General features: G+C 59.5%; 14 protein-coding genes and 3 pseudogenes. 6 read left to right on the forward strand and 11 right to left on the reverse strand.

The window, feature by feature from the left end; translation table 11 throughout:
• Window positions 1-40: 40 nt before the first annotated feature.
• Window positions 41-949, reverse strand: coding sequence for a DMT family transporter (locus tag FQ185_RS13965; RefSeq protein ID WP_149417916.1), 909 nt, complete (start codon window positions 947-949; stop codon window positions 41-43).
• A gap of 96 nt (window positions 950-1045) precedes the next feature.
• Here FQ185_RS13965 and FQ185_RS13970 point away from each other — a divergent pair, with 96 nt between their 5' ends.
• Window positions 1046-1909: a LysR substrate-binding domain-containing protein gene (locus FQ185_RS13970; RefSeq protein WP_149417917.1), complete on the forward strand. Its 864-nt coding sequence runs from the start codon at window positions 1046-1048 to the stop codon at window positions 1907-1909.
• Window positions 1910-1921: 12 nt separating this feature from the next.
• Here the strand turns inward: FQ185_RS13970 and FQ185_RS13975 are convergent, their stop codons facing one another.
• Complete coding sequence (locus FQ185_RS13975; RefSeq protein WP_256730408.1) at window positions 1922-2581, reverse strand: YeiH family protein; 660 nt, start codon at window positions 2579-2581, stop codon at window positions 1922-1924.
• Here FQ185_RS13975 and FQ185_RS13980 point away from each other — a divergent pair.
• Window positions 2492-2815 carry an Ldh family oxidoreductase gene (locus FQ185_RS13980; RefSeq protein WP_149417919.1) on the forward strand — a complete coding sequence of 108 codons (324 nt, stop codon included), beginning with the start codon at window positions 2492-2494 and terminating at the stop codon, window positions 2813-2815. The genes FQ185_RS13975 and FQ185_RS13980 overlap by 90 nt on opposite strands.
• A 59-nt stretch (window positions 2816-2874) precedes the next feature.
• On the opposite strand, the gene yegQ is transcribed toward FQ185_RS13980, so the two are convergent.
• Window positions 2875-4200 (reverse strand): tRNA 5-hydroxyuridine modification protein YegQ, encoded by a 1326-nt coding sequence (gene yegQ / locus FQ185_RS13985; RefSeq protein ID WP_149417920.1) that lies wholly within the window; start codon window positions 4198-4200, stop codon window positions 2875-2877.
• A 176-nt stretch (window positions 4201-4376) separates the two neighbouring features.
• On the opposite strand from yegQ, the gene FQ185_RS13990 reads away from it, so the two are divergent.
• Window positions 4377-5438: an AI-2E family transporter gene (locus FQ185_RS13990; protein ID WP_149417921.1), complete on the forward strand. Its 1062-nt coding sequence runs from the start codon at window positions 4377-4379 to the stop codon at window positions 5436-5438.
• Here FQ185_RS13990 and FQ185_RS13995 read toward each other — a convergent pair.
• The 3 genes and pseudogenes from FQ185_RS13995 to FQ185_RS14005 all read right to left on the reverse strand — a co-directional run bounded on the left by FQ185_RS13995 (window position 5435) and on the right by FQ185_RS14005 (window position 6510).
• Window positions 5435-5617, reverse strand: coding sequence for a hypothetical protein (locus tag FQ185_RS13995; RefSeq protein WP_149417922.1), 183 nt, complete (start codon window positions 5615-5617; stop codon window positions 5435-5437). The genes FQ185_RS13990 and FQ185_RS13995 overlap by 4 nt on opposite strands.
• A gap of 100 nt (window positions 5618-5717) precedes the next feature.
• The gene (locus tag FQ185_RS14000; protein ID WP_135846312.1) at window positions 5718-5912 is read right to left on the reverse strand and encodes a hypothetical protein; all 195 of its coding nucleotides are present in this window, start codon (window positions 5910-5912) and stop codon (window positions 5718-5720) included.
• Between the two features lie 235 nt (window positions 5913-6147).
• A pseudogene (locus tag FQ185_RS14005) lies at window positions 6148-6510 on the reverse strand (hypothetical protein).
• Between the two features lie 245 nt (window positions 6511-6755).
• Here FQ185_RS14005 and FQ185_RS14010 point away from each other — a divergent pair.
• Window positions 6756-7574 carry a shikimate 5-dehydrogenase gene (locus FQ185_RS14010; protein ID WP_149417923.1) on the forward strand — a complete coding sequence of 273 codons (819 nt, stop codon included), beginning with the start codon at window positions 6756-6758 and terminating at the stop codon, window positions 7572-7574.
• Between the two features lie 129 nt (window positions 7575-7703).
• Here the strand turns inward: FQ185_RS14010 and FQ185_RS30600 are convergent.
• Window positions 7704-7853 (reverse strand): annotated as a pseudogene (locus tag FQ185_RS30600) (IS110 family transposase); the annotation flags it as partial.
• Between FQ185_RS30600 and FQ185_RS14020 the strand changes: the two are divergent.
• A pseudogene (locus tag FQ185_RS14020) lies at window positions 7844-8025 on the forward strand (cupin); the annotation flags it as partial. The pseudogenes FQ185_RS30600 and FQ185_RS14020 sit on opposite strands and share 10 nt — an antisense overlap.
• A 20-nt stretch (window positions 8026-8045) precedes the next feature.
• Here the strand turns inward: FQ185_RS14020 and FQ185_RS14025 are convergent.
• On the reverse strand, window positions 8046-8693 hold the full coding sequence (locus tag FQ185_RS14025) for a YceH family protein (RefSeq protein ID WP_149417924.1): 648 nt from the start codon (window positions 8691-8693) through the stop codon (window positions 8046-8048).
• A gap of 241 nt (window positions 8694-8934) precedes the next feature.
• On the opposite strand from FQ185_RS14025, the gene FQ185_RS14030 reads away from it, so the two are divergent.
• The gene (locus tag FQ185_RS14030; RefSeq protein WP_149417925.1) at window positions 8935-9444 is read left to right on the forward strand and encodes a DUF1993 family protein; all 510 of its coding nucleotides are present in this window, start codon (window positions 8935-8937) and stop codon (window positions 9442-9444) included.
• On the opposite strand, the gene FQ185_RS14035 is transcribed toward FQ185_RS14030, so the two are convergent.
• The 3 genes from FQ185_RS14035 to FQ185_RS14045 are packed head-to-tail and all read right to left on the reverse strand — an operon-like array spanning window position 9441 to window position 14537.
• On the reverse strand, window positions 9441-9788 hold the full coding sequence (locus FQ185_RS14035) for a hypothetical protein (protein ID WP_149417926.1): 348 nt from the start codon (window positions 9786-9788) through the stop codon (window positions 9441-9443). The genes FQ185_RS14030 and FQ185_RS14035 overlap by 4 nt on opposite strands.
• Complete coding sequence (locus FQ185_RS14040) at window positions 9785-10915, reverse strand: SoxR reducing system RseC family protein (protein ID WP_149417927.1); 1131 nt, start codon at window positions 10913-10915, stop codon at window positions 9785-9787. Before FQ185_RS14040 ends, FQ185_RS14035 begins: the two co-directional genes overlap by 4 nt.
• Window positions 10899-14537: a toxin VasX gene (locus FQ185_RS14045; protein WP_149417928.1), complete on the reverse strand. Its 3639-nt coding sequence runs from the start codon at window positions 14535-14537 to the stop codon at window positions 10899-10901. The genes FQ185_RS14040 and FQ185_RS14045 overlap by 17 nt, the downstream gene beginning before the upstream one ends.
• Window positions 14538-14711 lie beyond the last annotated feature (174 nt).

A 14711-nucleotide genomic window follows, 5' to 3' on the forward strand; every position in this document is an offset into this window, starting at 1 on the left:
TGCCCGCGAAGACGTCAGACGCCTCACCACAGATCAGTCATCAGACCCTGGCAACCTCAACCACCACCCGCCGCTCCAGATTCAACGCCAACACACTGGCCAACACCACTATCGCTCCGACAATCACCATCAACGTCGGCCGCTCGCCCAGCGCAAAAGACGCTATCCCCATGGCCGTCGGCGGCACCAGATACAGCGTCATCGCCGCACGGCTCAGATCCACATGAGCCAACACATACGCCCACGCCAGATAGGCCAGAGCACTCGGGAAAACACCCAGTCCGAACACGGCAAGCTGCACATCAACCGGAGCGGTGACGACCTGGCTCACCAATCCCGGAAGATAAACCAGCAGCGCAAGCGTCCCGGCCCAGACCGTGTAACACACCAGCGTCAACCCGTCGTAACGCCGGGCGTGATGCTTCTGTAACGCGAAGTAGAAACTCCACGACACCGCCGCCAGCAGGATCAGCAAGCCGTGGGCGTCGATGCTTCCCAGTCCGTGATCGCCGGCCACCACAATCACCACGCCGATCAGCCCCAGAAACACGCAGCCCCAGCGCCATACGCTCACCCGGTCCTTGAACACGAAGCGCGCCAGCAGCGTGCTGAACAAGGGCGTCGATTGTGCCAACACACTGGACGCGCCGGCGCTGACACCTTGCTGGCCGAAATTAAGCGCCACGTGGTGCAGGCTCACTGCAAAGAAACCGAGGCCGAACATCAACGGCAGGTCGCGAATTGTCGGCAGGCTGATACCTCTGAACACCGCGACCACGGCCATGAACGCCGACGCTACCAGAAACCGCAGCAGCGCCAGATGGCCAGGGTCGTAGGCCTGCAAACCGATGTGAATGCCGGTCGGTGAGTAACCCCAGCAGGCCACGACAAATGCCATGGCCAGGATGATTTTGACGGGGGAATGGGAAACGGCTGTGAGCGGTTGCATGGTCGGGCACCTGTGAGCATGTGCACCGAGTATCGGAAATCGGATCATTCGCCACAACTGACTTATAGTGCGTCAAATGTTCACTTTAGGTGATGTATGGAATTGGCTCAGATTCGCATGTTCAAAACCGTCGCCGACGTCGGCAGCATCGCCCGGGCGGCCGAATTGTTGCATTGCGTGCCGTCGAACATCACGGCACGGATCAAGGCCCTGGAGGCGGAACTGGGTGTCGCGCTGTTCCTGCGTGAGGGCAGGGGGCTGCGAATCAGTCCGTCGGGGCAGACCTTTCTGGCGTACGCCTCGAAGATTCTTGCCCTGACTGTTGAGGCCAAACGTGCCGTGGACCCTTCGGCTGAACCGTCCGGGCCGTTGCGCATTGGCGCCATCGAGTCCTCTGCCACCGGGCGTTTGCCGCGTTTGCTGGCCAAATTCCACAAGCGTTTCCCGGCGGTCGCGCTGGAGCTGACCACCGGCACCTGGGGGCAATTGCTCGATGACACCGTCAATCACCGGCTCGACGGCGCAATCGTCGCGGTCGATGTCGAGCGCGCTCAACTCAAACGCACGCCGATGTACCGCGAAGAGCTGTTGCTGATTGCCTCGACGTCTCTGGGGCCGGTGCGCGACATTGCCGATTTGCAGGACAAAACCGTGTTCATGTGGCCGCAGGGCTGCCCCTATCGGGCGGCGTTGGAGCATTGGTTGCTACGGCAAGGGCAGGCGCTGCCGATTGTCAGCCTGGCCAGTTACGGCGCGATTGTCGGCTGTGTCAGCGCCGGGGCCGGCGTCGCGCTGGTGCCCAAGGGCATCTTCGATCAATACGCCAAAGGTGCCGGTTGCACCGGGTATGAATTCCCCGAGCTGACAGCCATCGAAAACCTGTTTTACTGGCACGAAAACGCCGGGGTTCACCCGGCGCGAGAAGCATTTGTGGCGATGTTGCGCGAGGAGTTCACGTGATGATCTGTTGCGTCAGCGCCGTCGGCAACAAGTGCACTGAGAGTAATCCGCCACAAAACCGAAAGCGAACCAGGGGATCACGATCCCGCCTTTGGTTTTTTGCTCGTCAGACCGGCGAATGTTCCACCATTGGCTGAGGATCAGCAGGAAGGGAATCAGCAACATCACCCGGACCAGCTTGACGATGACCGCATTGGCCAGCGCATGTGGACCGACGGCATCCCCTGCGGCCACCACTTGAGCCACCTCGTGCACCGTCGCGCCAATGTAGATGCCGAAGGTGCTTTCATTCAGGCCGGTCAGCGGATAGAGCAGAGGATAAACCAGCATCGAGAGACTGCCGAATAACACCACCGTCGCCACCGCCATCGAGGTGGCCGCCGGGCGGGAGCGAATCGTGGCCTCCGCTGCCAGTACCGCTGCGGCGCCGCAAATGGCACTGCCTGCGCAGGTCAGGAGTGTTGTTTCCCGGTCCAGTTTGAGTACGCGAGTGCCGAACAGATAACCCACCACCAGCACGGTGGTGATGACCGACATGTCCAGTAGTAGAACCGCCGGGCCAAGGGCGCCGCCCTGGCGCTGATGGTTGAGCTGCTGACCGCCGGACTGACCGGTTGTCATTTCGGCTATCAGGCCAGTCCCTTTTTCGATGCCGAAGGTGAAGCGCCGCATGTCGCGCACCTGATGCTGATCATTGACCCGCAATTTTTCGGCCCCGGCTATGCCGAGCATATTGAAACCTTATTCAATTCGATGCTGGCGCAACAGGGCGTGCGTTTGCCGGGCGAGCGTCGTTATGCCGCCCGGAACAACCATCACACACACATCACACTGCCGCAAAGTCTGATCGTTGAACTGGAAGGGTTCGGTCGGGGCCGGTGGGTCGTGGGGCGGGTTGAATGTTGAATGTGAAGGCCTCATCGCGGGCAAACCTGCTCCCACAGGTGCGTGTGCAATTTTGCTGATCAGGCCCCGCTCACATCCCGCATCAACAACCCGAAACTCAACTCCACCGCATCGGGAATCGGCAAATACACCGTGTGACCATCCCCTGGTGCCACTTCGATCGGCTCGCCCTTAGCGTTCTGCAACTGATGCAGATCGAAGTGGAAGTTGCCCTTGGGCGTCATCAGTTCCATGTGGTCACCCAAGCCAAAACGGTTTTTCACTTTAACTTCGGCCAGCCGATCTCGCCGTTCGCCGGTCAATTCGCCAACGAACTGCTGGCGCTCCGACACCGAGCTACCGTGCTGGTAGTTCTGGTATTCGTCATGTACGTGCCGACGCAGAAAACCCTCGGTGTAGCCGCGCTGCGCCAGGGACTCCAGATCCGTCATTAGGCTGCGGTCGAACGCGCGACCCGCCACGGCATCATCAATTGCCCGGCGATACACCTGCGTGGTTCGCGCGCAATAGAAGTGCGATTTGGTTCGACCTTCGATTTTTAATGAGTGCACGCCCATTTGCGTCAGGCGTTCGACGTGTTGTACGGCGCGCAGATCCTTGGCGTTCATGATGTAGGTGCCGTGCTCGTCCTCGAAGGCCGGCATCAGTTCGTCCGGACGATTGGCTTCCTGTAACAGGAATACCTGATCGGTCGGTGCGCCAATGCCCAAGGTGGGTTCGGGGCGGAATGTCTGGACGATTTCGCCGAGCTGATTTTCCGTGGCTTCTTGCGCCGAGTACTTCCAGCGACAGGCATTGGTGCAGCTGCCCTGATTGGCATCGCGCTTGTTCATGTAACCCGACAGCAGACAGCGCCCGGAATAGGCCATGCACAGCGCGCCGTGCACAAATACTTCCAGCTCCATGACAGGAACGTGCTGGCGGATTTCGGCGATTTCTTCCAGAGACAGTTCCCGGGAAAGGATGATCCGGCTCAAGCCTTGTTGCTGCCAGAACTCGACACTCGCCCAGTTCACCGTGTTGGCCTGCACCGACAGGTGAATCGGCATCTGCGGATAATGCCGGCGCACCAGCATGATCAGGCCGGGGTCGGACATGATCAGCGCGTCTGGCGCCATGGCGATGACGGGCTGCAGATCCTTGAGGAAGGTCTTGAGCTTGGCGTTGTGCGGGGTGATGTTCACCACCACGTAAAAGCGCTTGCCCTGGTCTTGGGCTTCGCGAATGCCGAGGGCCAGATTAGCGTGATCGAATTCGTTGTTGCGCACCCGCAGGCTGTAGCGCGGCTGACCGGCATACACCGCGTCGGCGCCATAGGCGAAGGCATAACGCATGTTTTTCAGGGTGCCGGCGGGGGCGAGCAGTTCCGGGGGGAGCAGGGTCATGGCAGTGTCGCTCGCAAAAGCCGGCGAGGGTAAACGGCTTGTGCGTTGGGTTCATTGATCTGGATCTATGCTTGATGAATAAACGGATGGCACTCGCGCGAACCGTGGCGGACTAAGCATCTGGACGGCTCTTCAGAACAAGAGCAGTCGCCCCTGCGCACTGACATGGATCGGACATGAACGAACAGACACTGCAAGACAAATCACTGGTGATCTTGCTGGGCTTGGTGACCGCCGCGTTTATCTGGATTTTGCTGCCCTTCTACGGCGCGGTGTTCTGGGCGGTTATCCTCGGCATCCTCTTCGCGCCTCTGCAGCGGCGATTGCAACTGAAGTTAGGCTGGCCGCGCAACCTGACGTCGCTGCTCACATTGGGCATCTGTCTGGTCATCGCGATTCTGCCGGTGATCATCCTCAGTATCTTGCTGGTTCAAGAAGGCGCCGCGGTTTACAAAAGCATCGAAAGCGGCGAACTGGACATCGCCGGCTATGTGACGCATTTCAAACACAGCTTGCCGCAGTACTTCCAGCATTTGCTTGATCGGGCCGGGCTCGGCGAGCTGGATGGACTGCGGGAGAAAATCATCAAGAACGCGGTGACGGGCAATGAGTTTATCGCCACGCAAGTCTTCAGTTTCGGTCAGGGCACGTTTGATTTTGTAGTGGGATTTTTCATCATGCTCTACCTGCTGTTCTTTTTTCTGCGAGACGGTGCCGAACTGGCCCGTAAAGTCCGCTCGGCGGTACCGTTGCAGGAAAACCAGAAACGCCGCTTGCAACTCAAGTTCAATCGCGTGGTTCGGGCGACAGTGAAGGGCAACCTGCTGGTGGCGATCACGCAGGGCGCGTTGGGCGGTTTGATTTTCTGGTTTCTGGACATTCCGAGCGCTTTGCTCTGGGCGGTGCTGATGGCGTTTCTGTCGCTGTTGCCAGCGGTGGGGGCGGGAATCGTCTGGGCGCCGGTGGCAGCGTTTTTCCTGTTCACCGGCGCGATCTGGCAGGGTGTGGTGCTGGCGCTGTTCGGGGTGTTCGTGATTGGCCTGGTGGACAACGTGCTGCGACCGATTCTGGTGGGTAAGGATACGAAGATGCCGGACTATTTGATCCTCATCTCGACCCTTGGCGGTCTGGCGATCTTCGGTCTCAATGGTTTTGTCATCGGGCCGTTGATCGCCGCGCTGTTCATGTCGAGCTGGGCAATCTTCATCGAAACCAAACCGCGGGTTCAGCTGCCTTAGGCGCTGAGTTGACCTGTGCTGATGCGCTGTGACAACGCTTGGGCGGCCGGCAGGGAGGTGAGCGGGCCGCTGATCGGTTCGCCGTCCTGCATCAGATACCAACAGGCGAGCAATCCTAGCTCTCTGAGCGGTGCGGGAACGGCGCTGCCAATAACGGACATGATCTGAACCTGGGACATACGTACCTCCATCAATCTATGGAGCTACCTTACGGACCTGACGCCTGGACGGACAATCAACGCTTTCGATAGTCGTCATTGACGCCAATGAGTCTTCGGTTCAGTCGACCACCAGATCAAGCATATGAACCACTTCCTGCTCGTTGAGCAGGCCTTTACGCACCAGGTTTTCCGCCAGCAGCGAAAGAAACTTGGCGCTGCGATGGCCTTCCAGGTGCTTGAGTTCGGTCAGTGCGTTGTACACCTTGCTCGAAGTGCACAAGCCGACAATATGGTGCGGGTTTTGCGTGGGCATAAGGTCGTCCTTGTTGTTATCAACCTGTTGTTTACGGACAGATCCAAGATTGCGGACCCGACATGACATAAATATGACCGTTTTCCCCAAAACGGGGGAAGGGTGGCGAGTCAATCTTGCCAACTTGAACCATAAAAACTGTCCCCACAGCGACCTTGGCGAGATTTATCCAGACCTCTGCCGACGAACGGTCACAAAAAAGGCCCCGCTGTTGAGGCGGGGCCTGATGATTCGGTTACCAGCGGCCATAACCATGAGGAGGGCCGTAATAACCGCGGGGTGGACCGTAGTAACCACGTGGCGGACCGTAATAAACCGGTGGTGGGCCGTAGTAGACCGGTTGCTGCACGTAGACCGGAGCCGGCTGGTAATAAACCGGAGGTGGCTGCACGTAAACCGGCTGTGGCTGAGCGTAAACCGGTTGCTGTACCTAGACCGGCCGGTTGCTGTTGATAATTGCCGAGCCGACGATGGCCGAGCCTACGATCGCACCAAACACCGCAGGCCCTTGCCAACCGTGACCGCCGCCAGCCTCTGCTTGCCCAGCGATAGCGAGGGCACCGATCAGCAAGGCAACTGTGGGGATTTTACGGATCATGATAATTCCTCGGTTCTTCGACCCGGCGCTTGCGCCTGCAATAGACCCAAGGATTGTCGCGGGGATACTTCTAAGACAGCGTTTTTTGGAAAATCAACACAGCCGTTGGGTAAATTTTGTGTAAGGTCTGTACCGGCTTCCTTACGGTCGTGCGAGGCCTCGCGCACGCACGTCAATATGATCGAGCAGAACACGATGGCCTGGCTAATCCCGTCCATCTGAACGTGCTATTGAAGGAGATCCACATGCAGATGAACCCCAACAAAGACACCCAGTTGTGCATGTCTCTCTCGGGACGCCCCGGGAACTTTGGCTTGCGATTTCACAATCATCTGTACGAACAACTGGGCCTGAATTTCTATTACAAGGCCTTCAGCAGCCAGGATCTGCCGGGGGCCGTCGGTGGCATCCGCGCATTGGGGATTCGAGGTTGTGGTGTGTCGATGCCATTCAAGGAAGCCTGCATTGCACTGGTTGATGAGCTGGATGCGTCTGCGGCGGCGATCCAATCGATCAACACCATCGTCAACACCAACGGCCACCTCAAGGCTTACAACACTGATTACATTGCTATCGCCCAGTTGCTTGAAACCCACCAGGTGCCCAAGGATTCGACCTTTGCCCTGCGCGGCAGCGGCGGCATGGCCAAAGCCGTGGCCAGCGCGTTGCGCGATGGAGGCTACAAAAATGGCCTGATCGTCGCCCGTAACGAGCGCACCGGTCGTGCATTGGCCGAATCCCTGGGCTATCAATGGCAAGCGGAACTTGGCGGCCGGCGGCCGCAAATGCTGATCAACGTTACACCGATTGGCATGACTGGCGGACCGGAGGCCGATCAACTGGCGTTCGATGCGCAAGTTATTGCATCTGCCGAGACTGTCTTTGATGTGGTGGCGATTCCCTCGGAAACACCACTGATCGTGCGCGGTCGTGCTGAAGGTAAGCGAGTGATCACCGGATTGGAAGTAATCGCAATCCAGGCGCTGGAGCAGTTCGTGCTGTACACCGGCGTGCGGCCGACTGATGAGCAGTTTCATAAAGCTGTGGAATTTGCCCGTAGCTGATTTTTTCTGACAGTGCTGGCCCCTTCGCGGGCAAGCCCGCTCCCACAGTGGATCGGCGTCGGATAAAAGTTTTGTGAACGACGCAGAACCACTGTGGGAGATTCTATGTTGGCCGGCAACCCTCATTTTTCAGGCTGACTGGTATTTGCTCTGATTTTTCATCAGAGCAAATGCTACCCGGCACAGCTTACGAGCAAGGGCCACCAATGCCTGAGTTTTCGAGACGCCTCTTGCCAAATACGCCTCGTGAAACGGCTTCCACTTAGCTGAGCGGCGAGCTGCGCTACCTGGCGGTCAGCACCCAGCAATCGCCGGATATTGGTGAGTACCCCGATTCCGGCAAGTACGTTGTGATGGACAACTTCAAGGTCGATGCCGAGGGCAATGCGTCGGGCTCCGTCGCCGTCGCCAGGCAAGCCGATGGGGGTGGAATTATTGGGACGGCGAATAATTGCGCATAGACCGAGGTGTTTATTCGAGGCGTGCCAGGCGTTCTTCCAGCGCGGTAATTCGCGCTTCAAGTTCCTCGATCCGCTCAACTGAAACACCGCCACCCGTGCCGCGTTCGACCGGGTTATGCCGTGCCGCGAGGATCACTTCGATGTCCGCCGGATCGCCCAAGGCGTGCATGTAGCGGTCCTCGCGCTGGCCGGCCTGACGCGGTATCAACAGCGCCAGGCCTCGCGCGATCAAGCGCTCCAGTTGATGAACTACTTGTTCGGCATCTTCGAAGTCATGCATGCGTCCGCTGCGGGTCAGCAGTTCATTGACCGTTTGCGGGCCGCGCAGAAACAACAGGCCCGCCAGAATGACCTGAGCCGGCACCAGTTCAAGTGCCTTATCGACCTTGTGCTCCCAGCGATCGGCACGACTGCCCATCACCAGTTTGGTGAAGCCGCGACCTTCAAGGGCGCGTAGGCTCTGGCCAACCTGACCCTGGGTGAGGTTCGTCACCGGTTCGCGGCTGGTTTTCTGGTTGCAGGCGATCACCAGCGCATTGAGGGTCAGCGGATAGGTTTCCGGGCTGGTGGCCTGTTTCTCGATCAACGAACCCAGAATGCGGATTTCCGTGCTGTTGAGTCGCGGTTCGTCGAAAGTCGTCTGTTGCTCGGTACTCATAGGTTCTGGACCCTTACAAACAGTTAGGCTCATGGGCGGTGGCCCGATGATTTGCCTGTACTTTAGCTGAAGAGCAGCAGTACCCCGCCAGACTTCTTGCGTATCCGGGAATATCACGGCGTTGTTGATGCACGCTGCCGGGATGTCCTCCCACTGACCGCTGGATAAAAGACCGGTCGCAGGAGGGACGCGGATGGCTATAATCGGCCGACGTTCCCTCCTGTCACAACACGAGACTGCCATGACCATTTCCCTGTACGCCGCTTCCGTTCCGGTTTTCAAACAAATGCTCAACGCCCTGAGCGATGTTCTGAACAAGGCTGAAGCACACGCCACCGCCAAGAACATCGATCCGAATGCATTCCTGCAAGCCCGTCTGTACCCGGACATGTTCCCGCTGGTGCGTCAGGTGCAGATCGCCGTTGATTTCGCCAAGGGCGTTTCTTCGCGTCTGGCCGAGATCGAAGTGCCGAAGTACGAAGACACCGAAACCACCTTCGCCGAACTGCAAGCGCTGATCGCCAAGGTCCTGGCTTACATCGGCGAAATCAAACCTGAACAGATCGACGGCAAGGAAGGCATCGAGATCGTCACGCGTCCAGGCACGCCGAAAGAGAAGCGCTTCACCGGTCAGGCTTATCTGCTGAGCTACGGTCTGCCGCAATTCTTCTTCCACGTCACCACCACCTACGCACTGCTGCGTCACAACGGTGTGGAAGTGGGCAAGCGCGATTACATGGGCGCGTTCTAAACAGCCCGGGTACAAAAAAGCCCGCCAAGGTGTAAGCCTTGGCGGGCTTTTTGGTGCGTGTAGTAACGCCGGTCTGCCTCGTCACTGGCGCGGCTGTGGGCAGTGAAGTCGGGTGTGGCGCTCTGGTACTTGGCGAATTTGAACGCTTCGGCATGCGCTTCCTTACGCGCTTGCTCCAGTGCCGGGGGCACGGAAGCGTCCACCGGCTCGACCTTGCCGTCCTTGTTCAGGTAGCCGAGCAAGGCTTTGCGGGTCTGTTGCCGATCCGGTTCCGGCAACTGTTGCAGATCGACAAGTTGGCTCTGGGACGCGATGTGGGCGCGGACATTGGAAAAACAACTCATGCGCGGCGTTTGTCGGTCGGATTCAAGCGCTGCACTTCAGCAAAGATCTCGGTGATTGGTCGGCGAGGTTGGCGTTTATGCAGCTGTCGGACCTGATCGCTCAGGCGCAGCAGTTCTTCACTCGGTTTGGCCCATTGTTCCTTTGGCAGCGGCGCGGACCATTGGCGCATCACTTCGGGCATGGCCTGCGGGGCCAGTTGCTGGAGGCGGCGGATTTCCCATTCGGTCAGGTGGTTGGGAATCGTCCACAGGGTCATGACGTGGTACAGGTACCAGAAGAAGCCGGACACTCGACCACGTTGGCCGTCATGGATTTGCTGGTGCATACGGGCGCGGGCGTTGTGGAAAGTGTGCAGGCCTTCGTGGGGCGGGTCGTCGGGGCCTTGCAGGTCTTGTGGGTCCTGAATGGATTTGAGGTCGTGGATTTCGTATTCCATGTAACCGCGGATGGCTTCCCAGTGGCTGATGGCCAGGGAAAGGCCGAAGCAGGGGAATTCGACGCTGGTGAGGGTCTCGCCGTGCTGGAAACCGATGCCCATGCCGTATTGGCGGTGGATGCCGTACTGGGTGGCGCCCTGGGCCTCGATGACCCAGGCGGAAAGGGATTCCCAGGGGACGAAGACGGGCTCGGTGGCGTCTTCGGGCATGAAGCAGACTTCGCGACGTTGGCGGTTGAAGCGGGTGGGGATGATGGCGGCGCGTTTGTTGTGATAGTGATGCCAGGTGCAGAGGAGGATGGCCAACGCAGAGAAGCCGGTTATCAGGGCTAGTCCGTAGGACGCATGGAAGATTCCTTCGATGGAATCTCTAGTATCTTCCCAGCTATATCCGAGTACGACTCCAAGGAAGCCGCCAATTAGCGGAAAGAGAAAAGCGATCATGAAGGCACCACTGAACGGCAATCCTAATATGACCTGCCATGAAAACACCTGCGGTGAACCCAAGCCAAAATCCATGTACACCTCATTTAGCTCCCCGATATGTGGGCCATGCGGCGGCAGCGCTGTCGGCAGTGGCAACGGCGCGAGATAGGTGATCCTTCCACTGGGAAACGGTTCGATATCGCCCGCTTTGCGGAATTGCTCAAGTTGCGGCGCGGGCATCGGGCTATCAATCTTGATGGGCATGGTCGGCCGGCTCCAGCAAATGGGTTTCAACCAGCAACATGGGCGGATGCTCGGTAACGGCTTGACGGGGCAGCGCAGGGAAACGTCCCGCAGCACGGGGGTTAAGGTGAATGACCCGAACGCGAGAAAACCACCCGCCCTTGGCGTTCAAGGTCTGGATACAGACCGCCAGCTCCAGCGTTTCGGACGCCGGGGTGAATTCGGCGTCGGGATCCACGGGATATTGCAGGCACAGCACCAGCCGGTCGGGGCCTGTTTGTACGATGCGCAGGCTGTTTGCGACTTCCTCACTGACGACGTCCTTGCGCTCGCGCGGTACTCCACGGCTGTGCAGAGGAACGGAAAGTCGGTGGGCGCCGATCCCCAGGCGATGAGTCGGTTGACCGCTCAGGGGCGGCTGAAAATCATTGAGCTGGAGCCCTGGCAGCACCAGATGGATGTCCTTGGGCTTGGCCTTTAACAACAGATTTTTCAGCCAGGAGTCATGTGCGTTCGGCCCCAGTTGCGCATACGGGGCGTGAAGCAAATAGGCCAGATAACCTTGATAGTCATCCAGGGTATGGTCGCCGCGTTTATCCGCATCCAGGCTCCAGGGCGTGGTTTTCAGCCATTGGTCATGGGCGCTGAGGTTGTAGCGGTTGTACAGCCAGGTGCCCCCCAGTTCCAGCACGGTGAACAGGGCACCGGCCAGGTTGAAGCGGAAAAACACGGTGGAGAGGCGGGTGCCCGCGGCAGCCCAAGCGGCGGTTCTTGCGGCGCTGTTTTTTGCGACCAACACGTTAATCGCGGCACGACCGGTGTGATTCAAACCATAGGCATTGACGGTCGTCATGCCGGCAGCGCCCGCTGTCGCGAGCGCTGCACTGTTCTGCGCCTCAGCATTCCCGCTACGCGTCGCCTGTTGCCAGCTCTGGTGGTGGTTGACGAGGCTGACCATTGAAGAGGTAAAACCTAGAAGGTAGGTAAAGCCACCCAACCCAACATGCATCTTGCCCATCTGCACATGCACATTCTGCAACGCGTGGTGTTGAAGTGCCGAGACGAGTGCAGCGCTACGTGCCTTCAACGCGGTATCGGAAAGACTTTGCGCCGCAGTAAACCCGGCTGCACCAGTAACCGCCAATGCATTGGCAAAGGGAGCCCATGTTCGCTTGTTACCGGTTTGGCTCTGCATCACCCGATACACCGAAACCAAATTCACCCCCTGCACCAAAAACACCAACAACCCCATCCCCTCGCTCCGAATCAACTTCGCATTCGGCACCGAACCCACCCCCAGCCGAATATCCTTCAGCAAACTCCGCACCTCCAACTGCTGCGCCGGCGGAAACACCACCGTCACCCCCGCCCGAGCCGGTGTCGCGCCGTACAGGCGCGTCGACTGATCCGGCAGTTCCGCAATCGGGCTCAGCGCCCCGGCCAACCGGCCTTCGAGCAGCGTCAACTCTGCACGCACGCGCACGATTTCGGTCTGCAACTCCACTGCCCGTGGGGTCTTGTGCCCCGCCCGGTTTTTGTTGTGGGTGAACCGGTTTCGCTCACGGGTCAGGGTTTTCAGGTAGTCGCGCTCACTGAGCAGTTCCTTGAGGTTGGTTTGCAACGCCGCGTGTTCAGCCGGGCTGGCGACGGTAAAGGTCACCCCGGTGGTTTTCGCCGCATCGAGTATCCGCGCCGACAAGGCTTTGGGCAGGCGCCGGAACAGTTCGTCAAGGTCAGGGATTTTCTCTCCCGCCAGATCGAACCCTTCCAATGCCCGGCTCAAGCCCAGATTCAGCGCTGGGCTGAGGCTGTGCTGGGCCGCGTCGGCAACGGCGCGGGTGTGTTCGGGCAGGTCGTCGAGCGCCGGCAGGTGCGGTTGTTCGATTTTCTGTAACTCGCCCAACCAGTGCGGCAGGTTATTGAACATCCCCATGCCAGCGTTGAACAACGTGGTGTATTGCGCGGCTCGTTCCGGCTGAAGACGCAGGGGCAAGGTGTAGAACAGTGGCCGGGTCAGTTCGGGGTGTTTTTCCAGATAACCGAGCAGAACTTCGCTGGCGTGGTCGCTGCGGCAGATGTCCTTGAGGCAGGCGTATTCGGCGGTGAGGGCCTGGTGGAGTTGCTGTTGATTCTGCGCGTCGTAATACCAGGCCGAGCGATGGAAGCGACCGGCACCCACCAGCATGGTGCGGTCGGCGGTGATGCGCTCGAGCAATCGGTTCCAGCGGCCAAGGTCGTCGCGGTGCTGAAACAGCGCAGCGTCCATGGCCGGCCGGTCGATGAAGTCGTTCACCCCACGTTTACCACTGAAACTGGAGCCTTCGAGCACATCGACGATGCGTTTGTTTTGCTCTCGGCCGAGCTTGATCAAGGTATCGAGGTGACGGTCGACGAAGTCGTCGGGGGCGAGCTTGAAATGGTGGCGCGCGTAGTAACGCCGGTCGGCCTCGTCACTGGCGCGGCTGTGGGCGGTGAAGTCGGGAGTGGCGCCCTGGTACCTGGCGAATTTGAACGCTTCGGCATGCGCTTCTTTGCGCGCTTGCTCCAGCGCCGGGGGCACGGGAGCGTCCGGCGGCTCGACCTTGCCGCCCTTGTTCAGGTAATCCAGCAAGGCTTTGCGAGTCTGCTCGCGATCCGGTTCCGGCAACTGTTCCAGATCGCCAAAAAGCGCCTGGACTCGCGGATCGTCGCTGGCGTCGGCCAAGTTGCCGATATCCGCCGGACTGAGCTGGCTCAGGGATTCGATGTAACTGGCCAGCAAGTAATCGCGTTCGTTGTTATCGGCGTTGCTCCAGTCGTCAACCCAGCCGACCACGGTGTCCTGATAGTCGGCCAGATCGCGCAGTACGCCGAGGTCGTCGTGCACCACGAGGAACAGCGTGTCGTCCTGATAAGCCGGGCGGACCCGCCCGAGTAACTCGCCGATGTGCGCCTCGCGAAAGCGCGACGGCTTTTCCCATAAATAAGGTTCACGTTCGTGCTCGGGGGCGTCGCTGACGTGCACCGTCGGCAACAGAACGGCGTCCGGCGGCGACTCGGCTTCCAGGTCGGCGTGCTCTTGCGCGGCTTGCGCCTGCCGGGCCGGAACCGTCGCGATCTCCGCCAGCCACTGCTTGCCTTGCGCGACCGTCAGTAGGTGTTCGCCGCCAGTTTGGCAATGCACCGGGCCGAGGTCGACGGCCTGCATGAAGTGTTCACGTTCGTCGGAGCTGTCGAGCACTTGCGTGCATTTGGCCGCCGTCCACTGCACTTCGGCGAAGGTCACATGCAAGGTGCTGCGTCTTGAAAACACCAGCGCCGGACGCTCTTCGATGGGCGTGCGCTGATCGCCATCGACCTTGGCGCCCTTGTGCAGCAAGGCGCTGACCAGTCCGTTGAGCACCTGGTATTCGTGCAGGTGGCCTGTGGCGCTGTCGATGACGTACAACCAGCCATCACGCAGCAAACGGATGCCCAGCGGGCGGGTCGTCAGTGCATACGGCAGCTTCAGTTCGGCACTCGGGTCGAGGGGTTTTTCCACCAGCCCATAGCGCAAGGGCAACAACTGCACGTGGGTTTGCCGCAAGGGGCAGGCACCCAGGGAGCCGATGGGGGATTTGGATGCGGCGGCCGCCGCGAGGTCGGCTGGGTGTGGCTTGTTCATGGACGACCTCTTTCATTTGCCCATTGGCGGGCCAGGTCAGCGGCCAGTACGATGCGCTCGCCGGGGGATTGCAGCGATTGTGTATGGAGCGTTGGGGTGATGCGCTGGGGCTGATTGAGCACCTGAATGTCGCAGGAAAAATCAGCGTCGCGTCTGAAAATGACTGGGTTGGCA

This window comes from Pseudomonas sp. ANT_H12B, from assembly GCF_008369325.1.
Lineage (GTDB): Bacteria > Pseudomonadota > Gammaproteobacteria > Pseudomonadales > Pseudomonadaceae > Aquipseudomonas.